This is a genomic window from Streptomyces sp. NPDC056373 (assembly GCF_042262425.1).
GTDB lineage: Bacteria > Actinomycetota > Actinomycetes > Streptomycetales > Streptomycetaceae > Streptomyces.
In genome coordinates this window covers 87,527-109,349 of record NZ_JBHJPX010000021.1, presented here as the reverse complement: position 1 = coordinate 109,349, position 21,823 = coordinate 87,527, and the positions used below count along the sequence as shown (strand labels likewise).

The window sequence follows — 21,823 nt, the reverse complement described above, 5'->3', positions numbered from 1 at the left end:
GAACCCATGGCAGGAACCGACCGCGAGAAGGCCCTGGATGCCGCGCTCGCACAGATTGAACGGCAATTCGGCAAGGGCGCGGTCATGCGCATGGGCGACCGGGTGAACGAGCCCATCGAGGTCATCCCGACCGGGTCCACCGCCCTCGACGTGGCCCTCGGAGTGGGCGGCCTGCCGCGCGGCCGCGTCGTCGAGGTCTACGGACCGGAATCCTCCGGTAAGACCACCCTGACGCTGCACGCGGTGGCGAACGCGCAGAAGGCCGGAGGCCAGGTCGCCTTCGTCGACGCGGAGCACGCTCTCGACCCCGAGTACGCGAAGAAGCTCGGCGTCGACATCGACAACCTCATCCTCTCCCAGCCGGACAACGGCGAGCAGGCCCTGGAGATCGTGGACATGCTGGTCCGCTCCGGCGCTCTCGACCTCATCGTCATCGACTCCGTCGCCGCGCTCGTCCCGCGCGCGGAGATCGAGGGCGAGATGGGCGACAGCCACGTCGGTCTCCAGGCCCGCCTGATGAGCCAGGCCCTGCGGAAGATCACCAGCGCGCTCAACCAGTCCAAGACCACCGCCATCTTCATCAACCAGCTCCGCGAGAAGATCGGCGTGATGTTCGGCTCCCCCGAGACCACGACCGGTGGCCGGGCGCTGAAGTTCTACGCCTCGGTGCGCATCGACATCCGCCGCATCGAGACCCTGAAGGACGGCACGGAGGCGGTCGGCAACCGCACCCGCTGCAAGGTCGTCAAGAACAAGGTCGCGCCGCCCTTCAAGCAGGCCGAGTTCGACATCCTCTACGGCCAGGGCATCAGCCGCGAGGGCGGTCTGATCGACATGGGCGTGGAGCACGGCTTCGTCCGCAAGGCCGGCGCCTGGTACACCTACGAGGGCGACCAGCTCGGCCAGGGCAAGGAGAACGCGCGCAACTTCCTCAAGGACAACCCCGACCTGGCCAACGAGATCGAGAAGAAGATCAAGGAGAAGCTGGGCGTCGGCGTGCGCCCCGAGGAGCCGGCCGCCGAGCCGGGTACGGACGCCGCGGCCTCCGCACCGGCCGACCCGGCACCGGGTGTCCCGGCACCGGCACCGGCCAAGACCGCCAAGTCCAAGGCCGCCGCAGCCAAGAGCTGACCTGTGACACGGCGAACCGACTGGGCGGAGTACGAGTACGCCGCCTCCGGTGCCCCACGGGGGAGGGGCACCGGAGGTGACACGGGCTCGGCCGTGGACGAGGTGGACGGCTTCGGGGACACCCCACCCGAGGGCGGCCGGCTGTACGGAGACGGGGAGGACACCGGGCCGCACGAGGTCGGCTCATCCGCAGGCGGCTCGCGTGACGGCGGGCCGCGCGGCAGGCGCGGTCGTCGTCGGCGTGGCTTCGGTGAGGCGGCGGCCGACGCCGAGGACGGAGGTGCCCTCTCCTCGTCGAGGACCGAGCAGGAGGCACCCGAGGGAGACCCGGTCGAGCGGGCACGGGCGATCTGCCTGCGCCTGCTCACCGGGACCCCACGGACCCGCAAGCAACTCGCCGACGCCCTGCGCAAGCGGCAGATCCCGGACGACGCCGCCGAAGAGGTCCTCTCCCGGTTCGAAGAGGTAGGCCTCATCAACGACAGTGCCTTCGCGGAGGCCTGGGTCGAGTCCCGCCACCACGGCAGAGGGCTCGCCCGGCGTGCGCTCGCCCGGGAGCTGCGAACCAAGGGCGTCGACTCCACGCTGATCGACGAGGCGGTCTCCCAGCTCGACTCCGAGCAGGAGGAGGAGACCGCACGCGAGCTCGTCGCACGCAAGTTCCGCTCCACCCGCGGACTCGACCGTGACAAACGCCTCCGCCGCCTCGCGGGCATGCTCGCCCGTAAGGGCTACCCCGAGGGCATGGCCCTGCGGGTGGTCCGGCAGGCGCTGGAGGAAGAGGGAGAGGACACGGAGTTTCTCGAGGACGAGGGGGGCTGAGGGGGGGCGTATCGCCGATGGAACGAGGTCGGCGCCCCCGAAGCGGTTGCGTGGCCCCGCCGAGCAACTGCCGCCGCTTCCCCTGGCAGGACGCCGAGGCGGAACAGCGGCCCTGCCCGCACTGCGGCAGGCCCTCGCTCTCACTCCACCGGCAACCCCGCCGCTCGCCACGCCTGGAAGCCTCCGACCAGGTCCGTGGCCCGGTGCAGGCCCAGTTGGTGCAAGGACCGGGCCGCCAGGCTGGAGGCGTAGCCCTCGTTGCAGATCACGACGATGCGCAGGGAGTGGCTCGTGGCCTCGGGGAGACGGTGGCTGCCCTGGGGGTCCAGGCGCCATTCCAGTTCGTTGCGCTCGACGACCAGGGCGCCGGGGATGAGGCCGTCCCGATCGCGCAGGGCGGCGTAGCGGATGTCGACCAGGAGCGCGTCGCCGGCTTGGGCAGCCTCGTACGCAACCTGCGGTTCGATCCGCTCGTAGTCCGCACGGACACGGTCCAGCAACTCGTCGATGCCGACCGGCGGCCGGGTGTCACGGCTCGTCGGTCCGGGTGCGGCGCTCACTGCCAGTCCTCCGGTCGCTCGACCTGCTCGAGTCGCAGGATGGGGCCGCTGCGGCTGTAGCGGCGGATCTGTGGCAGAGGCGGGTAGTAGGCGTGGACGGAGATCGCGTGCCGGTCGGGGGACTCGTTGAGCACCTCGTGGACGTGGTGTCGGCCGAAGGCACGGCCCTGGCCGGCCCGCAGCCGGCGTTCCCGGTCCATGTCGTCGGTGAGTTCCAGGGTCTTCCAGCCGTCGGTGGGCAGCCGAGCCGCGAGGGAGTTCTCCTTGAGCTCGCCCGAAGCGGTCAGAAAGGCGCCGACCGAGTCGGCGTGGTCGTGCCAGCCGGTGCCCGTGCCGGGCGGCCAGCCGATCAGCCATGCTTCGCTGCCACCGGGCCCGTCCAGCCGCACCCATGTGCGGCCCTCCGGGTCGAGCGGCAGGGAGTCGATCAGCTCGGTGTCGGCGGCCGTGCGCCGCACGAAGTCGTAGAGGTCGGCCTGGGTGGGGGCCGGACCGGTGAAGACAGAGGGGGTGGCAGAAGGGGATACAGACACGGGTGCCGTCCTGAAGGTCCTGATGAGGGTTCGCGGGCGAGGCGCGGCAGCCGGCGGACAGAGCGCGGCGCGCGCACAAGGGAAGAGGAATGCGAATTCAGCAGGACGGGCGACACACGCAGCCCGCATAGCGGAGGAGGTCCATATGGACCCTCCGCCACAGGCGCACACAGGTGTCGGTCACGCACCGGAGTACACCATGGCCGACCGGACGGGTCAACTCACTGTCACCATGCGGACGCACTGTGACAGTGAGCACATCGCCCCGGGACCGGGCCCCGGGGGCCGACCTCAGCGGGGACCGGCCGAAGCACCGGCCTCTGCCTGCGCCTTCACCGGTCCGCCCACCGCGGCCTCCGCCGCGGCGTACAGATCGGCCGGGCGCACTCCGCCCAGCGCGGTGACGAGGTGACCGTCGGGACGCACCAGCAGCACCGTGTGCGCGGCCGCCCCCGGGTAACTTTCGGCGACGAGCAGTTCGGCGGGGTACGGCAGTGCCGTGACCGCCGCCGCGAGCTGCGGCATGATGCCCGCGCTGACCCAGTGCTTGCGCTCCCAGACACCGGTGCCCGGTGCGATCAGCACCACGAGCAGCGCACCGCGGCCGAGCCGGTCCCGCAGCCGCACGAAAGTGCCGTCCTCCGCGGTGACCCGTACGTCGGTGACCGGTGCCCCCAGTGGTGTGTCGACCGGGACCTCCCCTTCGAGGGGACGCGGTGCGAGCGGCGAGTCGGCGTACGTCCCCGGCGCGCCGAGCTGGCCCTGCCCCAGATGACCCCCGGTGAGCAGGGCGTCGTGGCCCCGGGACGAACCCGGGACGACGGCCCGCAGCCCGCCCCCGCCGCGCAGCAGCGGCAGTGCCTGGTCTGCGGCGCGGAGCCGGGCGGCGACGACCGCCCGGCGTTCCGTCTGGTAACTGTCGAGGAGCGCCTCGTGCGGCCCGTGGTGCCAGGCCAGGGCAAGCTTCCAGGCGAGGTTGTCGGCGTCCCGCAGCCCCTCGTCCAGGCCGTGCGTGCCCAGCGCGCCGAGCAGATGGGCCGCGTCCCCGGCGAGGAACACGCGGTCGGCGCGCCATCGGCGGGCCAGCCGGTGGTGGACCGTGTGGACTCCGGTGTCCAGCAGCTCGTACGGCAAGGTCGTGCCGCCCGCCCAGCCGGCCAGGGTCTCCCGGATGCGGGTGAGCAGCAGCTCGGGGGTGACCAGGTCCTTGCCGGGCGGCAGGAGCCAGTCCAGGCGCCAGACGCCGTCCGGCAGCGGCCGCGCGGTGACCTCGCCGGCCGAGGGCCCGGACATCCGCCACGGCGGCAGGCGGTGCAGCAACGCCTCGTCGTAAAAGGGCAGTTCCGTACGGAGCGCGGCGACGGCGTGACGTTCCACCGCCGTACGGCCCGGGAAGCGGATGTCCTGGATCTTGCGCACGGTCGAGCGGGGCCCGTCGCAGCCGACCAGGTAACTGCCGCGCCACCAGGTTCCCTTGGGGCCGCGGGTGTGGGCCGTGACCCCCGAGGGCTCCTGTTCGAGGCCGTCGAGGCGGCTGTCCACCGCCACCTTGACGAGCGGTTCGTCCGCGAGGGCGGCGCGCAGGGCGCCGGTCAGCACGTGCTGGGCGATGTGCAGGGGGGAGGGCTCGGCGTCGTCGAAAAAGACCTCGCGCATCACCTGCTTGCGCCGCACCGACCGCCATCCGGCCCAGTGCGCACCGGCCCGGGCGAGGGGCATGCCGGTCAGCCGTTCCATCAGGGCGGTGGTGTCCTCGCGCAGGACGACGGTGCGCGCCGCGCGGGGTTCGTCCTTGCCCGGGCCCTCGTCGAGGACGACGCACGGCACCTGCTGACGTGCCAGCGCCAGGGCGAGCGTGAGGCCGACGGGCCCCGCTCCGACGATGATCACCGGGTCCACGGCGTGGCGCCCCCTGCCCGCGGTGGTGTCCTGAGAGACGTAGGTGAACAGGAAGGTGGAGCAGGGTGCACGATCACAGAACGTATGCAACCCATTGCCGGTGCTTGCGTCAAGTGACCAGGGGCAGTGGCGATCATGCCACTGCCCCTGATGGTGTCACATGAGGTGACCGCGTGTCAGACGGTGCCTCCGGCGCCGGTCCCTGCCGTGCCTGCGATCTCTGCGTCGTTCGGGCCCACGACCGCGCCCGTCGACTTCTTGGCCCGCCGCAGCCGGCGTTCCAGCCAGCCGGCGAACGAGGTCAGGGCGAAGTTGAGCGCGATGAAGATCACGGACACGACGATGAGGCTTTGGATGATGTTCCCGCCGTAGTAGCCGCTCATCGTGCCCGCAGCGGCGAGCAACTCCGCGTAGGTCAGGACCGCGCCGCCGAGCGCGGTGTCCTTCACGATGACGACGAGCTGACTCACGATCGCCGGAAGCATCGCCGTGACCGCCTGCGGCAGCAGGATGAGGCGCATCAGCTGCCCCTTCCGCAGGCCGATCGCCATCGCCGCCTCGGACTGGCCCTTGGGCAGGGCCAGAATGCCCGCCCGGACGATCTCGGCGAGGACGGAGGCGTTGTACAGCACCAGACCGGTGACGACCGCGTACAGCGGACGGTCGTCGGAGCTCACGGCGGTGTACTCGGCGAACAGCGCGAGACCGAAGATCATCAGGACCAGCACGGGGATGGACCGGAAGAACTCGACCACGATCGCGGCCGGCACCCTGACCCAGGCGTGGTCCGACAGTCGGGAGATGCCGAGGACCGCGCCGAGCGGCAGCGCGATGATCATCGCCAGGGCCGCGGCCTTCAGCGTGTTCTGCAGACCCGGCCAGATGTACGTGGACCAGGCCTCGGTGTGGAAGAACGGCTCCCACAGGGGCCATTCCAGCTGGCCCTTGTCCTTGAGGGTCCCGATCACCCACCACAGCAGAGCCGCGACGGCGACCAGGAAGACCACCGTGAGGACGACGTTGCGCCGCTTGGCGCGAGGGCCCTGGGCGTCGTACAGAACGGAACTCATCGCTTCACCGCCACCTTCTTGCCCACCCAGCCGAGGATCAGACCGGTCGGCAGCGTCAGGACCACGAATCCGAACGCGATGATCGCGGAGATCAACAGCAGCTGAGCCTCGTTCTCGATCATCTCCTTCATCAGCACCGCCGCCTCGGCGACACCGATGGCCGCGGCCACCGTGGTGTTCTTGATCAGGGCGATCAGCACGTTGGCCAGCGGGACGACAGACGAACGGAACGCCTGCGGCAGCACGACCAGACCCAGCACCTGGTTGAAGCTGAGGCCGATCGCCCGGGCCGCCTCCGCCTGCCCGACCGGCACCGTGTTGATGCCGGAACGCAGGGCCTCGCACACGAAGGACGAGGTGTAGAAGATCAGCCCCAGGACGGCGAGCCGGAAGTTGATCGTCTCGACGTCGTCCGCGCCGAGGGAGATCCCCAGCGTCTGGTTCAGGCCCAGCGACGTGAACAGGATGATGACGGTCAACGGGATGTTCCGCACGATGTTGACGTACGCGGTCCCGAAGCCGCGCATCAGTGGCACGGGGCCGACGCGCATGGCGGCCAGCAGCGTGCCCCAGATGAGGGAGCCGACGGCGGACAGCACAGCGAGCTGCACTGTCGTCCAGAAGGCTCCCAGCAGGTCATAACCCTCAAGAAAGTCGAACACGATCTCCCGCGCTTCCGCGTATAGGGATGCCCGAGTGCGCCGCTCCGCGGAGCGGCGCCCCTTTCAGGCGTTGCCTCAGCTCTTGATGTCGCCGATCTTCGGCGCGGGCTCGTTCTTGTAGTTGGCCGGGCCGAGGTTCTTGTCCACGGCCTTCTGCCAGGCGCCGTCGGCGACCATTTCCTCGAGGGCCTTGTTGATCTTGGCCTTGAGGTCGCTGCCCTTCTTGACGCCGATGCCGTAGTTCTCGTTGGTCATCTTGAAGCCGCCGAGCTTGAACTTGCCCTTGAACTGGGCCTGGGCGGCGTAACCGGCGAGGATGGAGTCGTCGGTGGTCAGCGCGTCGACGGCACCGTTCTGCAGACCGGGCAGGCAGGCGGAGTACGTCGGGTACGGCTGGAGCTGCGCCTTGGGAGCCAGCTTGTCCTTGACGTTCTGCGCCGAGGTGGAGCCGGTGACCGAGCACAGCTTGGCGTTGTTCAGGTCCTTCGGCGACTTGATCTTGGTGTCGTCCGCACGAAGCAGAACATCCTGGTGGGCCAGCAGGTAAGGACCGGCGAAGTCGACCTTCTCCTGGCGCTCGGGGGTGATCGAGTAGGTCGCCGCGATGAAGTTGACGTCACCACGCTGGAGCATGGTCTCGCGGTCGGCGCTCTTCGCTTCCTTCCACTCGATCTGGTCCGCGTTGTAACCGAGCTTCTTCGCGACGTAGGTGGCGACGTCGACGTCGAAGCCGGCGTAACCCTGCGGGGTCTTCTGGCCGAGACCGGGCTGGTCGAACTTGATGCCGACCTTGATCGTCTTGCCGCCGCCGGAGCCGGAGTCGCCGCCGGTGCTGTTGTCGCCGCCGCACGCGGTGGCGGTCAGGGCGAGGGCGAAGACGGTGGCCGAGGCGGCGGTGACCTTGCGGAGCTTCATGATGAACATCCTTTGGCTGGTGAAGAGATGCGGGCCCTCAAGGGGCGGGCGGCACAGGGTGCGCGGCGGACGCGACCCGCGCCGTCAGTGGTGCAGGATCTTGGAAAGGAAGTCCTTGGCACGGTCGCTGCGCGGGTTGCTGAAGAACTGGTCGGGCGCAGCCTCCTCGACGATTCGGCCGTCCGCCATGAACACCACGCGGTTTGCGGCCGATCGTGCGAAACCCATCTCATGGGTGACGACGATCATGGTCATGCCGTCGCGGGCGAGCTGCTGCATGACCTCCAGCACCTCGTTGATCATCTCGGGGTCGAGCGCGGAGGTCGGCTCGTCGAAGAGCATCACCTTCGGCTCCATGGCCAGGGCCCGCGCGATGGCGACGCGCTGCTGCTGACCGCCGGAGAGCTGAGCCGGGTACTTCTCGGCCTGCGCGCCCACGCCGACCCGGTCGAGCAGGGCCCGGGCCCGCTCCTCGGCCGCCTTCTTGTCCTTCTTGCGGACCTTGATCTGGCCGAGCATCACGTTCTCGAGCACGGTCTTGTGCGCGAAGAGGTTGAAGGACTGGAAGACCATCCCGACATCGGCCCGCAGCCGGGCCAGCTCCTTGCCCTCGGCGGGCAGCGGCTTGCCGTCGATCGTGATCGAGCCGGAGTCGATCGTCTCCAGGCGGTTGATGGTGCGGCACAGGGTGGACTTGCCGGACCCGGAGGGTCCGATGACCACGACGACTTCACCGCGGGCGATCGTCAGGTCGATGTCCTGGAGTACGTGCAACGCGCCGAAGTGCTTGTTGACGCTCTTCAGGACGACCAGATCGCCGGTCGCGGCCACATCTTCCTTGGCCACCGATACTTCGGTCATCGCTCTCAGGCTCCGTCCTCCTCGGTTTCGGAGGACAGTAGTAACCCTCTACGACCTGCGTCATTACATCTGAGGGGAATCTGAGCATCACGATCCGATAGCAATCGGACACATGTCGTAGCACTTGTGAGCAGCGCTGATATCGGCCGGGTAACGGAAGGGCTCCGCAACCGGAACTCTCTTGACGCCGTCCTCATCCATCAGCGTGACTGCACAAGGTGCACGCGCGCGTGTGCACGCGTTGTGTACACATACAGATCGTACGGCCAGTGAACTGAAGGGGGACCGGATGAGACTGCTGCTCGTCGAGGACGACAACCACGTCGCCGCCGCCCTGTCGGCTGTTCTGGCGCGGCACGGGTTCGACGTCACGCACGCGCGCAGCGGTGAGGAGGCCCTCCAGGCACTCGTCCCCGAGGGCGACTGCTTCGGCGTCGTCCTCCTCGACCTCGGCCTGCCCGACCAGGACGGATACGAGGTCTGCGGCAAGATCCGCAAGCGCACCAGCACCCCGGTGATCATGGTCACCGCGCGCTCCGACGTGCGCTCCCGCATCCACGGCCTCAACCTCGGCGCCGACGACTACGTGGTGAAGCCCTACGACACCGGGGAGCTGCTCGCCCGTATCCACGCGGTCAGCCGGCGCACCTCCCACGAGGACACCTCGAGCGGCATCGAGACCGAGCTGCGGCTCGGCCCGGTGCACATCGAGCTGCCCACGCGCAGGGTCAGTGTGGACGGGGCGGTGATCAGCCTGACCCGCAAGGAGTTCGACCTGCTGGCCCTGCTCGCGCAGCGGCCCGGAGTGGTCTTCCGCCGGGAGCAGATCATCAGCGAGGTGTGGCAGACCAGTTGGGAGGGGACCGGGCGCACCCTGGAGGTGCACGTCGCGTCCCTGCGCGCCAAGCTCCGGATGCCGGCCCTCATCGAGACCGTCCGCGGAGTCGGGTACCGGCTCGTCGCGCCTGCCGGGTAGCGGGGCCGGGTGCGCACTCGTCTGCTCCCGCTGCTCATCGTCCTGATGGCGGCCGTTCTGCTCGCGCTCGGCGTCCCGCTCGCCGTCAGTCTCGCCGGCGCCCAGCAGCAGAAGGTCGTCGTCGACCGGATCGACGACACGGCGCGCTTCGCCGCCCTCGCCCAGTTCGTCACCGACTCGCCCGACGGCACCACCGGCGCCTTCGAGAACGAGCGCCTGGCCACCCTCAGCAGCGAGCTGCGCAGCTACTACGAGGTCTACGGCATCCGGGCCGGTGTCTTCTACCGCACCGGCAGGGCCATGGCCCATTCCCCCGCCGAGTGGTCGCTGCCCCAGGAGGGCGAGGTGCGGGACGCCTTCGACGAGGCGAAGCTCAGCCGCCGCAGCCACGACCCGAAGCAGGTGTGGCCCTGGCAGCGCCGCAACCTCGTGGTCGCCTCGCCGGTCATCCGGGACGGTGACGTCGTCGCGGTCGTCGTCACCGACTCGCCCACGGGGCAGCTGCGCTCACGCACGCTGCACGGCTGGCTGGTCATCGGCGCGGGCGAGTTCGCCGCGATGCTGCTGGCCGTAGGTGCCGCTCTGCGGCTGACCGGCTGGGTGCTCAAGCCCGTGCGCGTCCTGGACGCCACCACCCACGACATCGCCACCGGCCGGCTCAAGTCCCGGGTCGCCGCCGCCGGCGGGCCGCCGGAACTCCGTCGGCTCGCCCGGTCGTTCAACGAGATGGCGGACAACGTCGAGGACGTGCTGGAGCAGCAGCGCGCCTTCGTCGCCGACGCCTCGCACCAGCTGCGCAACCCCCTCGCGGCGCTGCTGCTGCGCATCGAGCTGCTCTCGTTCGAACTGCCCGAGGGCAATCAGGAGATCGCCTCGGTCCAGGCCGAGGGCAAGCGCCTCGCGCAGGTCCTGGACGACCTGCTCGACCTGGCGCTGGCCGAGCACACCGAGGCGGATCTGCGGATCACCGACATCGGTGAGCTGGCCGCCGAACGCCTCGCGGCCTGGGCGCCGACCGCCGAGGCCAAGGGCGTGCGCCTGGTGGGGGACTGCCCGCCGACGACCGCGTGGGCCGACCCGGTCGCCCTGTCCAGCGCGCTGGACGCGGTCATCGACAACGCGGTGAAGTTCACGCCCGAGGAGCAGACCGTCGAGGTGACCGTCGCCTCCAACGGCGACATCTCCACCGTCGTGGTGACCGACCAGGGGCCGGGCCTCACCGAGGAGGAGCTGGCCCGCGTCGGCGACCGCTTCTGGCGCAGCGGCCGGCACCAGAACATCAAGGGCTCGGGCCTCGGGTTGTCCATCTCGCGGGCGCTGCTCGCGGCGGGCGGTGGTTCCATCGCGTACGACCGTCATGAGCCGCACGGACTGAAGGTGACGGTGGCGGTACCGAGGTCGGCGCCGACGGCGTGACGGGAAGCCGACTGCCGCGCGGCCGCGATCTGTCCGGGCACCAGGGTCTGACCGACTGGTGTCCGCCCGGGTGCTGCGGTCCGGCCGACTGGTGTCCGCCCGGGCGCTACGGCTTGACCGACTGGTAGTAGCGCTGGGCGCCGACGTGCAGTTTCAGGGGGTCGGTGTAGATCGCCGTGCGGACGTCGACCAGTTGGGCGGAGTGGACGGTCGCGCCGATGAGATCCCGGCTGTCGAGCACCGTACGGGTCAGCCACTCGGTGAGCCGTGGGTCCATGTCGCTGCGCGTGATCAACAGGTTGGACACCGCGAGCGTCGGTATCGCCTTGCCGCGCTGGATGGTGGGGTACGCCGATTCCGGCATCTTCGTGGCCCGGTAGTAGCGCGTGGCACCGCCCTGGTCGTGCAGTCTGGCCACGAGCGTGGCGTCGATCGGCACGAACCGGAAGGCCGACGCCGACTTCTTGGCCGGCCGGCTCAGCCCGTCGGTGGGCAGGCCGCCCGACCAGAAGAAAGCGTCCAGGCCGTGGCCGAGGCGCTTGGGTCCCGTGTCGATGCCGTCCGACGACGGCTCGATGTCCTTCTCCGGGTCGATGCCGGCCGCCTTGAGCACGCCGTTGGCTATCAGCCGCACCCCGGAGTCGGGCAGCCCTATGGCCACACGCTTGCCCCGCAGGTCCGCGACGGAGTGGATGTCCGAGTCCGGCGGCACGACGAGCTGGACGTAGTCGTCGTACAGGCGGGCGACACCGCGCAGCCGGTCGGCGCCGGGGCCCTTGCCGAGTTTGTACGTGGCGACCGCGTCGGCTGCGGCGATCGCGAAGTCAGCGCCGCCCGTCGCCACGTCCGCGACGTTCTCCTGCGAACCGGCACTGGGCTGCAGCCGCACCTTCAGGTCGGGCATGTCCTTGTCGATCTCGTCGCTCAGGAGCTTGCCGTACTCGTGGTAGACCCCTGCGCGCGTGCCCGTGCTGAACGTGATGGTCCCGCTCGGCGGCTCCTCGGCCCAGGGGCGCAGCCACCACAACAGCAGGCCGAGGACCACGAGGGAGGCGGCGCCGCCCTGCAGGGCCCGACGTCTGCCGATACGGGGGAGGGATCGGGACATGCGGGCGATCCTGCCAGCCGGGTGGCCCCCTGACCAGGGCAGGGGTCACAAGCCAGGAGGGCGGGGGAGTGTCGGTGGCCGCCACTACAGTCGCCCCCATGAGTTCTTCGCCCGCTGACCTGGTCCGTGAATTCCACCGCGCCTTCGGCCTGGACGCTCGCAGTACGCCGACGGAGGTCTCCCCGGAACTGGCGGCCCACCGGGGCGAACTCCTCGCGGAGGAAGCGGCGGAGGTCGCCGAGGTGTCGGTACGGGGGCCGCTCGACCGGCTCGCCCACGAACTGGCCGACGTGGTCTACGTCGCGTACGGCACCGCCCTCGTCCACGGCATCGACCTCGACGCGGTCCTCGCGGAGATCCACCGCTCCAACATGACGAAGATCGGCCCCGACGGCTCGGTCTCCCGCCGCGAGGACGGCAAGGTCCTCAAGGGCGAGCACTACGAGGCACCGGACGTGCCGGGGGTCCTGCGCAGGCAGGGGTGGCGGCCGGGCGGGGGCGCCTGAGCCTGGGCCTGTCCCCGCCCGGACGGGGACAGGCCTCTGGGCCACGCCCGGGCGCCCCTGGCCGGCCCTCCTCAGTCGGCGACCGGTGCCTCCGCCTCGGCCGGCCGGGGTGCCACCTCCGGGCGGTGGGGCTCGCGGCGGCGGGACCACCACGTCGCCAACGGCTCGGTGTAGCGCGCGGTGAGCGGGCCGAGGACGACCAGGATCAGCACATAGGCCGTGGCCAGAGGGCCGAGGGACGGTTCGACCCCAGCCGCGACCGCGAGACCCGCGATGACGATCGAGAACTCTCCGCGTGCCACCAGGGCGCCGCCCGCACGCCAGCGTCCCTTGACGGAGATCCCGGCCCGCCGGGCTGCCCAGTAGCCGGTGGCGATCTTCGTCAGCGCGGTGACGACGGCCAGTCCGAGTGCGGGCAGCAGGACGGGAGGGATGCTCGACGGGTCGGTGTGCAGCCCGAAGAAGACGAAGAAGACCGCGGCGAACAGGTCACGCAGAGGGCTCAGCAGGGTGTGCGCGCCCTCCGCGACCTCCCCCGACAGCGCGATGCCCACCAGGAAGGCCCCGACCGCCGCCGACACCTGGAGCTGCTGCGCGACACCCGCGACCAGGATCGTCAGGCCCAGCACGACCAGCAGCAGCTTCTCCGGGTCGTCGCTGGAGACGAACCGTGAGATGAGCCTGCCGTAGCGCACGGCCAGGAACAGCACGAGTCCGGCCGCGCCCAGCGCGATCGCCAGGGTCACGCTGCCGGCCATGAGCCCGACGCCGGCCACCAGCGCCGTCACGATGGGCAGGTACACCGCCATCGCCAGGTCCTCCAGCACCAGCACGCTGAGGATCACCGGCGTCTCCCGGTTGCCGACCCGGCCCAGATCTCCCAGCACCTTCGCGATCACGCCGGACGACGAGATCCAGGTGACACCGGCCAGCACGACCGCCGCCACCGGGCCCCAGCCGAGCAGCAGCGCGACGGCCGCCCCGGGCAGCGCGTTGAGGGCGCAGTCGACCAGACCGGACGGGTAGTGCGTCTTCAGGTTGGAGACCAGATCGCTCGCCGTGTACTCCAGGCCCAGCATCAGCAGCAGGAGGATGACGCCGATCTCCGCGCCCGTGGCGATGAACTCCTCGCTCGCGCCGAGCGGCAGCAGACCGCCCTCGCCGAAGGCCAGACCGGCCAGGAGGTAGAGGGGGATCGGCGAGAGCTGGAACCGGGCGGCGAACCGGCCGAGCAGGCCGAGGCCGAGAATGATGGAACCGAACTCGATGAGCAGAACAGCGGAGTGCAAAAGTTCACTCCCGCCCGAGTATGGTCGCGGCCGCGTCGACGCCCTCGCGGGTGCCGACGACGATCAGCGTGTCACCGCCCGACAGCCGGAAGTCCGGCGCGGGCGACGGGATGGCCTCGGCCCGGCGCAGCACGGCCACCACCGACGCGCCCGTCTCCGTGCGCATCCGCATGTCGCCGAGCACCCGCCCGTTCCAGCGCGAGGTCGCGGCCACCTCGATCCGCTCGGCGACCAGCCCGAGGTCCGTGGTGTACAGCAGGCTGGGGCTGTGGTGGGACGGCTTCAGCGCGTCGATCAGCGAGCCCGCCTCCGAGCTGGTCAGCTTCAGCGACTGCGCGCACGAGTCGGGATCGTCGGACCGGTACACGTTCACCGTGCGCGTGCCGTCGCGGTGCGCCACCACCGACAGATGGCGGTGTTCCCGGGTCTCCAGGTCGTACTGGACCCCGATACCCGGTAGCGGCGTCGCCCTCAGGCGCGGAGCTGACACGTTGCTTCCCCTTGTTCGTCTTGTTCGTCTTGGTTGACGTGCTTTGTCGGCCTGATGAACGGAGCCGATCATCGGACGAGTCAACTCCGCATGTTCCCATCCGGCCGTACGGTGACGACATGGGTGTCGTGACGGATATACGCAGTGGCGGGTCGCCGGAGAGGATGGAGGGGGCGGTGCACTGCGCGGCGCCGGGAAGGAGCGGATCCAGAGGCGTGTCGTTGTTCTGGCGGATCTTCTCGCTCAATGCCGTCGGCCTGGTCGTGGCCACGGCGCTGCTGCTCGGCCCCGTCACCGTGTCCACCCCCGTCCTCGCCGGCGAGGCTCTCGTCCTGCTGGGCGGCCTGGTGCTGCTGCTCGCCGGCAACGCGCTCGTGCTGCGGTACGGCCTGGTGCCCCTGCAACGTCTCGACCGGGCCATGGCCACCGCTGACCTGCTGCGTCCGGGCTCCCGGCCCGTGGTCGCGGGGCCGGCGGAGACGGCCGGGCTGATCACTACGTACAACACGATGCTCGACCGGCTGGAGGCCGAGCGGGCCGCGGGCGCCGCCCGGGCGCTGTCCGCCCAGGAGAGCGAACGGCAGCGGATCGCCCGAGAGCTCCACGACGAGGTCGGGCAGACCCTCACCGCCGTCCTCCTCCAGCTCAAACGCGTCGCCGACCGGGCACCCGAGGACCTTCGCGAGGAGGTGGGCCAGGCGCAGGAGGCGACCCGGGCCGGCCTGGACGAGATCCGCCGGATCGCCCGCCGCCTGCGCCCGGGCGTGCTGGAGGAACTCGGGCTGGCCAGCGCCCTGCGTTCGCTGGCCGGGGAGTTCACGACCCACGGGCTGACCGTGCGCCACCACGTCACCGGTGAGCTCCCCGCCCTGACCCCGGAGGCGGAACTCGTCGTCTACCGGGTCGCCCAGGAGGGCCTGACCAACACCGCCCGGCACGCGGCTGCCGACCGCGCCGAACTCCGCCTGAAGCCGGTCCCCGACGGCGTCGAACTCCTCGTACGCGACAACGGCACAGGCCTCAAAGACGCCCCCGAGGGCGCCGGCCTGACGGGCATGCGCGAGCGGGCCCTGCTGATCGGTGCCGCCCTGACCCTGCAATCGACGCCGGACGGGGGCACCGAGGTGCGACTGCGCGTACCGGTGACACGGCGCGTGCCCGTGACCGGAGGACCCCGCTGATGAACACACCGATCCGCGTGCTGCTCGCCGACGACCACACCCTCGTGCGCCGGGGCGTGCGCCTCATCCTGGACGGCGAGCCCGACCTCACGGTCGTGGCCGAGGCCGGGGACGGCGCCGAGGCCGTCGCCATGGCCCGGCAGACCCCGGTGGACCTCGCCGTCCTGGACATCGCCATGCCCCGCACCACCGGCCTCCAGGCAGCCCGGGAACTCTCACGCCGGATGCCCGGCCTGCACATCCTGATCCTTACGATGTACGACAACGAGGAGTACTTCTTCGAGGCGCTCAGGGCCGGGGCCAGCGGCTACGTGCTCAAGTCCGTCGCCGACCGGGACCTGGTCGAGGCCTGCCGGGCCGCCGTGCGCGACGAGCCGTTCATCTACCCGGGTGCCGAACGCGCCCTCGTGCGCTCGTACCTGGAGCGGTTGCACCGGGGGGACGGCCTGCCGGAGCGGGCCATCACCGAACGCGAGGAGGAGATCCTCAAGCTGGTCGCCGAGGGCCACACCTCCAAGGAGATCGGGGAACTCCTCTTCATCAGCGCCAAGACCGTGGAGCGCCACCGCGCCAACCTCCTGCAGAAACTCGGCATGCGCGACCGCCTGGAGCTGACCCGGTACGCGATCAGGGCAGGGCTCATCGAGCCCTGAGCCCTGAGCCCGGTGCGGGGCTCCTGCCTCGCGGCAGAACTCCTTCGGGCCTCTTCGGGCTCCTTCGGGCTCCTTCGGTCTCCTGTCTCAAGGCCGGGCTCCTTCCGGTGACCGCCGCCCTTGTCGTTCGGCGACGGTCGCGGACTCGTCAGAGGCCTTGGCTGAGCGGGTGGCTGAATCCCTGGGCCGAGATGAGCGCGGCCGCCTCCGCGAGGTCGGTGGCGAACCGCTCCACGGCCTCGTAGGGGAAGCGGTGGCTGGGGCCGCTGAGGGAGAGCGAGGCGACGACCGAGTCCGAACGGCCGGTGACCGGCACGGCGACGGCGGTCAGGCCCTCGTCCCACTCGCTGCTGCTGACCGCGTAGCCGCGCTGCGCGGCCTCCTGCGCCCAGGCGCGCAACCGGTCGACGTGCGCCTCGCCGTGGGGGGATGCGGCGGCCACCCGGCGCAGCAGATCCTCCGAGACGTCGCGCAGCAGGACCTTTGAGGAGGCGCCGGCCCACAGGGGCTGTTCGTCGCCGACGTCGACCACGTGACGCAGAGGGTGCGGGCTCTCCTCGTGCGCGACGCAGACGCGGCTCACGTCGCGGGCGACGAAGATGTTGACCGTCTCGCCGAGCCGGTCGGCGAGATCGCGCATGACCTTGCGGGTCTCCTGCGGCACCTCCCACTGGCTGCGGGCCAGGTAGGCCCAGCGCCACAGCCCGGGTCCGGCGGTGTAACCGGCCGGGTGCGACCACAGCAGCCCGCTTTCCTCCAGCGTCTGGACCAGGCGCAGGACGGTGGTCTTGGCCAGTCCGGTGGCGTCGATGATCTCGCGCAGTGAGATGACCGGGCGCTCCTCGCTCAGCAGGCCGAGGATGTCCAGGGCGCGCCGCACGCTGCGGACGCCAGTCGTCCCGTTGTGCTCCCGGGCCGCCCCGGCCACTGCCTGCCTGTCGTCCACGATCCGCTCCCCACAGTGGTCGGCTCCGCGCGGCACCTGCCGTGACCGTCGCCGCGCCCACTCGTGACGGTAGTCCATCAGGCGGACCGCTGGAGCCATGAAGGCGAAGAAATCTCGGTGCAACCCTTGATGGCGGAAATCCCGCACCGTATGTTTCCGCTACTTGGTTTGATCGGTCCGCTCAATGGACCATTTCTGAGGGTCGCCGCCCGCACGCTGTGGCGAGGCCCGGTTTGCCGGTGACGGACGCTCCCCACCCGCCGAGCGCCACCGTCGCCCGGGCATCTGTCCTCGCCGTAGCCAACCGTGACCCCGCCCCGATGTGTCCTGTGCCGTGCGCACGGCACGCCCTGGCCGGGCAGTCGCAGCATCCAAGGGAGTATGTGAGATGAGCAGTGCGCAGCAGCCGGCATCGGCCGGTGATGCCGGGTCCCCCGGTGTCGCGAGGAGGGCGGCGATCGCCGGTTTCATGGGGGCGGTCGTCGACTGGTACGACTTCTTCCTCTACGGCATCGTCGCAGGACTCCTCTTCGGTGACCTGTTCTTCCCGGACGCCTCCCCGGCCGTGGGCACCCTGGCCGCCTGGGCCACCTTCGGCGTCGGCTTCCTGTTCCGCCCGCTCGGCGGCATCGTCTTCGGGCACTTCGGCGACCGGCTCGGCCGCAAGCGGATGCTCGTCCTCACCATGCTGATCATGGGCGTGGCCAGCACACTCATCGGTGTCCTGCCGACCTACGCCCAGGCCGGGATCTGGGCCCCCGTGCTGCTGGTGGTGCTGCGCGCGGCGCAGGGCTTCGCGGTGGGCGGTGAGTGGGGCGGCGCCGCGCTGATGGCGGTGGAGAACGCCCCTGCCAAGTGGCGCTCCCTCTACAGCAGCGGCGTGCAGGTCGGTGCCTCGGTAGGTCTGCTGCTCGCCACTCTCATGACCAAGATCATGTCCGGCGCCACCTCGGACGTGGCCTTTCGGTCCTGGGGCTGGCGCATCCCCTTCCTGATCAGCGCCGCGCTCGTGATCGTCGGTCTGATCGTGCGGGCCAGGGTCGAGGAGTCCGCGGTCTTCACCGGGAAGGTCGCCGCGATGAGCGAGGACGCCCGGCCGAAGGTGCCGCTGATCGCCGCCGTGAAGTCCAACCCCAAGGGTTTCTTCGCCATCATCGGCCTGCGTTTCGTCGAGCTGTTCACCTTCTACGGCGTGACCACCTTCGGCCTCGCCTACGGCGCCGGCGAACTCGGCCTGAGCCGCGACAGCCTGCTCGACGTCAACCTGGCCGTCGGCGGCCTCGCCGTGCTGACCATCCCCGGGTTCGCCTACCTGGCCGACCGCTTCGGGCGCCGGAGGCTGTACTGCTGGGGTGCGCTGGTGGGCCTCGTGAGCGCGGTGCCGTACTTCTGGGCGATGGAGTCCGGCTCCATGGTGCTGATCGTCGCCTGCGCGGTGCTGCTGGTGAACGTCGCGCACGACATGGCGGTCTCCGTCCAGCAGTCCCTGTTCACCGACATGTTCGGCCCCGAGTACCGCTACAGCGGCGCCGGTGTCGGCTACCAGCTCGCCAGCGCCGTCGGTGGCGGCTTCACCCCGCTCATCGCCGGTTCCCTGGTGATCTGGGCGGACGGCTCCTGGACCCTGGTGGCGGCCTACATCGCCCTCGGGTGCGCCATCTCCTTCCTCGTCGCGCTGCGCATGCGGGGTAGCGGCGCGGCGGCCGGGTCCCCGGAGGAGGTGCGCAAGCGGACCGCGGCGGCGGACGCGACCGCCTGACGGATCGGTTCCGACCGAAATCTGGGCCTGCTGGGCCCCGGCCTTTGAGCCGGGGCCCTTGCTTGTGTGCAATCACGTGCGTGAAACCCCAGTTCTTGCGCATCCCTCAGCCTTGTTGAGGACCCACCCCTCCACTATCCTGACCGCAGAACGGATCCATCGATCCGTCTAGTGGACCACTAGGAGTGCAGGTGAAAGCAGCCGTCCTCACGGGGCCGAACACGATCGAGACCGTCGAGGGCTGGCCGGAACCCGTCTGCGGCCCGCACGACGTCATCGTCCGGATGGCCGGCGTGGGCCTGTGCGGTACCGACCTCGCCGTCTTCCACGGCAAACGCCTCCCGCCGACGACCCCATGGGTCATGGGCCACGAGGGCTTCGGCCGGATCGCCGCCGTCGGCAGCGCCGTACGGGACCGCCAGGTGGGACAGAGGGTCGTCATCGAACCCAACTACGCCTGCCTCACCTGCACGGACTGTCTCAGCGGGCTGACGTCGGCCTGCCCGCACCGGGCCATCGTCGGACTGAACGCCCCCGGCGTCCTCGCCGAACGTGCCGCCCTGCCCGCGCGTTTCGCCCACCTGGTCCCGGACGGCCCTACCGGCGCCGACCTCGCCGCCACCGAGCCGTACGCCGTCGCCAGGGCCGCCGTACGGCGCAGCGGAGTGACACCCGCCGACCGCTGTCTGGTCGTCGGAGCCGGAGCGCAGGGGCTGCTGGTCTGCCTGATCCTGGCCCGCCTCGGCATCCGGCCGGTGGTCACCGAACCACACCCACAGCGGCTCGCCCGTGCCGAACGGCTGGGCGCGACCCCCGACGACGGCGGCACCGGATACACGTACGTCTTCGAGACCTCGGGCCACGCACCCGCCCTGCGCCCGGCCGTGGACCGTGCCGCCCCCGGCGCCACCGTCGTCCTGATCGGCCTCAGCCCCCACCCGCTGCCGCTCACCACCGACGACGTGGTCCGCCGCCAACTGGTGCTCCGCGGGTCGATGATCTACGACCACCCGGGCGACTTCACCACCGCGATCGCCGAGCTGCCCGGAGCCCGCCCCTCGGCAGTCGTCGAGGCCTGCTTCCCGCTCGAGGAGGCCCAGCAGGCGTTCGCCGGGGCCGCCGAGCGTGCGGGAAAGACCTGGATCGGAATCGGGGACCAGGATGCGTAAGTCCATCGCCACGGTGAGCCTCAGCGGCTCGCTCACCGAGAAGCTGACCGCCGCCGCCCGAGCGGGCTTCGACGGTGTGGAGATCTTCGAGAACGACCTCCTCGCCAGTCCCCTGTCCCCGGAGGAGATCCGCGCCCGTGCCGCCGACCTCGGGCTCACCATCGACCTCTACCAGCCGATGCGGGACGTCGAGGCGCTGCCGGAGGAGGAGTTCGCACGCGGCCTGCGCCGGGCGGAGCGCAAGTTCGACGTCATGCGCAGGCTCGGCACCGACACGCTCCTGGTGTGCTCCAACGTCTCCCCGCACGCCGTCGACGACGACGGGCTCGCCGCCGAGCAGCTGAGCCGGCTGGCCGCTCTGGCCCAGGAATCCGGCATGCGGATCGCCTACGAGGCGCTCGCCTGGGGCCGGCACGTCAGCACCTACGACCACGCCTGGCGCATCGTCGAACGAGCGGGTCACCCCGCGCTCGGACTCTGCCTGGACAGCTTCCACATCCTCTCCCGCGGCTCGGACCCCGCGGGAACAGCGGACATCCCCGGTGAGAAGATCTTCTTCCTGCAGCTCGCCGACGCCCCGCTGATGGCCATGGACGTCCTGCAGTGGAGCCGCCACTACCGCTGCTTTCCCGGCCAGGGCGGCTTCGACATCGCGGGGCTGGTGCGGCTCGTGCTGGCCACCGGCTACGACGGGCCGCTGTCCCTGGAGATCTTCAACGACGTGTTCCGCCAGGCGGAAGCGGGCAGCACCGCGGTCGACGCGCTGCGCTCGCTGATCGCCCTGGAGGAGAGTGCGGGCATCTCCCCGCTCCCGGCCCCGGCCGTCCCGACCGGCTTCGCCTTCGCCGAGATCGCAGCAGCCGACCCGCTCCCCGTGACCTCCCTGCTGGAGGGACTGGGCTTCCGGCGCACCGGACGGCACACCGGCAAGCCGGTGGACCTCTGGGCACAGGGCGACGCCCGCATCCTGGTCAACCACGGCACCGGCACCCGAGGCGACGGCCCCTTCCTCACCGCCATCGGCCTGGAGACCCCCGAGCCCCGCTCCGCCGCCCGGCGCGCCGAGTCCCTGCTCGCGCCCGTCCTGCCCCGGCGCCGCGTCGACCACGACGTCCCGCTGGACGCGGTCGCCGCCCCCGACGGCACCGAACTGTTCTTCTGCAGCACCCGACGACCCGGACACCCCGACTGGACCGCCGACTTCGCGTCTGGCACCGATTTCGCGTCTGGCCCCGATGCCACGGCCGGCCCCGATGTCACGGCTGTAGCCGACTTCACGGCTGTCGCCGACGAACCGCAGGAACTCTCACCGGCCGGGCCCCTCACCGGTGTCGACCATGTGGCTCTGACCCAGCCCTGGCACCACTTCGACGAAGCCGTCCTCTTCCACCGCGCGGTGCTCGGGCTGCGCCCGCACGAGAGCGTCGACCTGGCAGACCCCTACGGCCTCTTCCGCAGCAGGGCCATGACCGGCGCCGGCGGCACCCCGCGCCTCGTCCTCAACCTGGCCCCGGCCCCCGCCCCGGACCCCCGCACCCGGACCCAGCACATCGCCCTCACCACCGACGACATCACCGCAGCCGCCCGCCGCGTCCGCGCCGCCGGCGCGGAACTGCTGAAGATCCCCGCCAACTACTACGAGGACCTCGACGCCCGCTACGAGTTCGCTCCCGGCACCCTGGACACCTACCGGGAACTCGGCATCCTCTACGACCGCGACGAACACGGGGGCGAGTTCCACCACTGCTACACGGCCACCGTGGGCCGGGTCTTCTTCGAGATCGTCCAGCGCACCGGCGGCTACCGCGGCTACGGCGCCGCCAACGCTCACGTCCGACTGGCCGCACAGCGACGCTGAGGGCTCAGCACCTCGGGGC

At 70.7% G+C, this 21,823-nt stretch carries 22 protein-coding genes; 10 read left to right on the top strand and 12 right to left on the bottom strand.

Annotation, left to right across the window (positions count from 1 at the left end; all coding sequences use genetic code 11):
• Positions 1-6: 6 nt before the first annotated feature.
• Positions 7-1,131, top strand: coding sequence for a recombinase RecA (gene recA, locus ACFCXS_RS34755; RefSeq protein ID WP_376647355.1), 1,125 nt, complete (start codon positions 7-9; stop codon positions 1,129-1,131).
• 3 nt (positions 1,132-1,134) lie between these two features.
• Entirely contained in the window at positions 1,135-1,953 is an 819-nt protein-coding gene (recX, locus tag ACFCXS_RS34750) for a recombination regulator RecX (RefSeq protein ID WP_376647354.1), read from the top strand.
• A gap of 140 nt (positions 1,954-2,093) precedes the next feature.
• Here recX and ACFCXS_RS34745 read toward each other — a convergent pair whose 3' ends face one another.
• From ACFCXS_RS34745 to ACFCXS_RS34710, 8 genes are all read right to left on the bottom strand, one after another.
• Positions 2,094-2,513 (bottom strand): rhodanese-like domain-containing protein, encoded by a 420-nt coding sequence (locus ACFCXS_RS34745; protein WP_376647353.1) that lies wholly within the window; start codon positions 2,511-2,513, stop codon positions 2,094-2,096.
• Positions 2,510-3,046 carry a cysteine dioxygenase gene (locus ACFCXS_RS34740; protein WP_376647352.1) on the bottom strand — a complete coding sequence of 179 codons (537 nt, stop codon included), beginning with the start codon at positions 3,044-3,046 and terminating at the stop codon, positions 2,510-2,512. The genes ACFCXS_RS34745 and ACFCXS_RS34740 overlap by 4 nt, the downstream gene beginning before the upstream one ends.
• Before the next feature lie 97 nt (positions 3,047-3,143).
• Positions 3,144-3,215 (bottom strand): putative leader peptide, encoded by a 72-nt coding sequence (locus ACFCXS_RS34735; RefSeq protein ID WP_310851512.1) that lies wholly within the window; start codon positions 3,213-3,215, stop codon positions 3,144-3,146.
• Between the two features lie 122 nt (positions 3,216-3,337).
• Entirely contained in the window at positions 3,338-4,945 is a 1,608-nt protein-coding gene (locus ACFCXS_RS34730; RefSeq protein ID WP_376647351.1) for an FAD-dependent monooxygenase, read from the bottom strand.
• Positions 4,946-5,121: 176 nt separating this feature from the next.
• Entirely contained in the window at positions 5,122-6,015 is an 894-nt protein-coding gene (locus ACFCXS_RS34725) for an amino acid ABC transporter permease (RefSeq protein WP_376647350.1), read from the bottom strand.
• Complete coding sequence (locus ACFCXS_RS34720; protein ID WP_053671052.1) at positions 6,012-6,677, bottom strand: amino acid ABC transporter permease; 666 nt, start codon at positions 6,675-6,677, stop codon at positions 6,012-6,014. The genes ACFCXS_RS34725 and ACFCXS_RS34720 overlap by 4 nt, the downstream gene beginning before the upstream one ends.
• 75 nt (positions 6,678-6,752) lie before the next feature.
• Entirely contained in the window at positions 6,753-7,592 is an 840-nt protein-coding gene (locus tag ACFCXS_RS34715; RefSeq protein ID WP_376647349.1) for a glutamate ABC transporter substrate-binding protein, read from the bottom strand.
• Between the two features lie 84 nt (positions 7,593-7,676).
• Positions 7,677-8,453, bottom strand: a complete 777-nt coding sequence (locus ACFCXS_RS34710; protein WP_362239884.1) for an amino acid ABC transporter ATP-binding protein — start codon at positions 8,451-8,453, stop codon at positions 7,677-7,679.
• Positions 8,454-8,742: 289 nt separating this feature from the next.
• Here ACFCXS_RS34710 and ACFCXS_RS34705 point away from each other — a divergent pair, with 289 nt between their 5' ends.
• Positions 8,743-9,429 (top strand): response regulator transcription factor, encoded by a 687-nt coding sequence (locus tag ACFCXS_RS34705; protein WP_376647348.1) that lies wholly within the window; start codon positions 8,743-8,745, stop codon positions 9,427-9,429.
• 9 nt (positions 9,430-9,438) lie between these two features.
• The gene (locus ACFCXS_RS34700; protein WP_376647347.1) at positions 9,439-10,845 is read left to right on the top strand and encodes an ATP-binding protein; all 1,407 of its coding nucleotides are present in this window, start codon (positions 9,439-9,441) and stop codon (positions 10,843-10,845) included.
• A gap of 106 nt (positions 10,846-10,951) precedes the next feature.
• On the opposite strand, the gene ACFCXS_RS34695 is transcribed toward ACFCXS_RS34700, so the two are convergent.
• A complete protein-coding gene (locus ACFCXS_RS34695) occupies positions 10,952-11,953 on the bottom strand; it encodes a TAXI family TRAP transporter solute-binding subunit (protein WP_376647346.1) in 1,002 nt (333 codons plus the stop codon).
• A 98-nt stretch (positions 11,954-12,051) separates the two neighbouring features.
• Between ACFCXS_RS34695 and ACFCXS_RS34690 the strand changes: the two genes are divergently transcribed.
• Positions 12,052-12,459, top strand: a complete 408-nt coding sequence (locus ACFCXS_RS34690; protein WP_376647345.1) for a MazG nucleotide pyrophosphohydrolase domain-containing protein — start codon at positions 12,052-12,054, stop codon at positions 12,457-12,459.
• Between the two features lie 71 nt (positions 12,460-12,530).
• On the opposite strand, the gene ACFCXS_RS34685 is transcribed toward ACFCXS_RS34690, so the two are convergent.
• Positions 12,531-13,748, bottom strand: coding sequence for a cation:proton antiporter (locus ACFCXS_RS34685; protein ID WP_376647344.1), 1,218 nt, complete (start codon positions 13,746-13,748; stop codon positions 12,531-12,533).
• Between the two features lie 4 nt (positions 13,749-13,752).
• On the bottom strand, positions 13,753-14,238 hold the full coding sequence (locus tag ACFCXS_RS34680; protein WP_053671045.1) for a cation:proton antiporter regulatory subunit: 486 nt from the start codon (positions 14,236-14,238) through the stop codon (positions 13,753-13,755).
• A 215-nt stretch (positions 14,239-14,453) separates the two neighbouring features.
• Here ACFCXS_RS34680 and ACFCXS_RS34675 point away from each other — a divergent pair, with 215 nt between their 5' ends.
• Both ACFCXS_RS34675 and ACFCXS_RS34670 read left to right on the top strand, forming a co-directional pair.
• Positions 14,454-15,419, top strand: coding sequence for a sensor histidine kinase (locus ACFCXS_RS34675; protein WP_376647343.1), 966 nt, complete (start codon positions 14,454-14,456; stop codon positions 15,417-15,419).
• The gene (locus ACFCXS_RS34670) at positions 15,419-16,072 is read left to right on the top strand and encodes a response regulator (RefSeq protein ID WP_376647342.1); all 654 of its coding nucleotides are present in this window, start codon (positions 15,419-15,421) and stop codon (positions 16,070-16,072) included. The genes ACFCXS_RS34675 and ACFCXS_RS34670 overlap by 1 nt, the downstream gene beginning before the upstream one ends.
• A gap of 148 nt (positions 16,073-16,220) precedes the next feature.
• Here ACFCXS_RS34670 and ACFCXS_RS34665 read toward each other — a convergent pair whose 3' ends face one another.
• Complete coding sequence (locus tag ACFCXS_RS34665) at positions 16,221-17,054, bottom strand: IclR family transcriptional regulator (RefSeq protein ID WP_376647375.1); 834 nt, start codon at positions 17,052-17,054, stop codon at positions 16,221-16,223.
• A gap of 352 nt (positions 17,055-17,406) precedes the next feature.
• On the opposite strand from ACFCXS_RS34665, the gene shiA reads away from it, so the two are divergent.
• From shiA to ACFCXS_RS34650, 3 genes are all read left to right on the top strand, one after another.
• On the top strand, positions 17,407-18,777 hold the full coding sequence (gene shiA, locus ACFCXS_RS34660) for a shikimate transporter (protein ID WP_376647341.1): 1,371 nt from the start codon (positions 17,407-17,409) through the stop codon (positions 18,775-18,777).
• Between the two features lie 191 nt (positions 18,778-18,968).
• Positions 18,969-19,946 carry a zinc-binding dehydrogenase gene (locus tag ACFCXS_RS34655; protein WP_376647340.1) on the top strand — a complete coding sequence of 326 codons (978 nt, stop codon included), beginning with the start codon at positions 18,969-18,971 and terminating at the stop codon, positions 19,944-19,946.
• A complete protein-coding gene (locus tag ACFCXS_RS34650) occupies positions 19,939-21,804 on the top strand; it encodes a TIM barrel protein (protein WP_376647339.1) in 1,866 nt (621 codons plus the stop codon). Before ACFCXS_RS34655 ends, ACFCXS_RS34650 begins: the two co-directional genes overlap by 8 nt.
• The last annotated feature ends 19 nt before the right edge of the window (positions 21,805-21,823 follow it).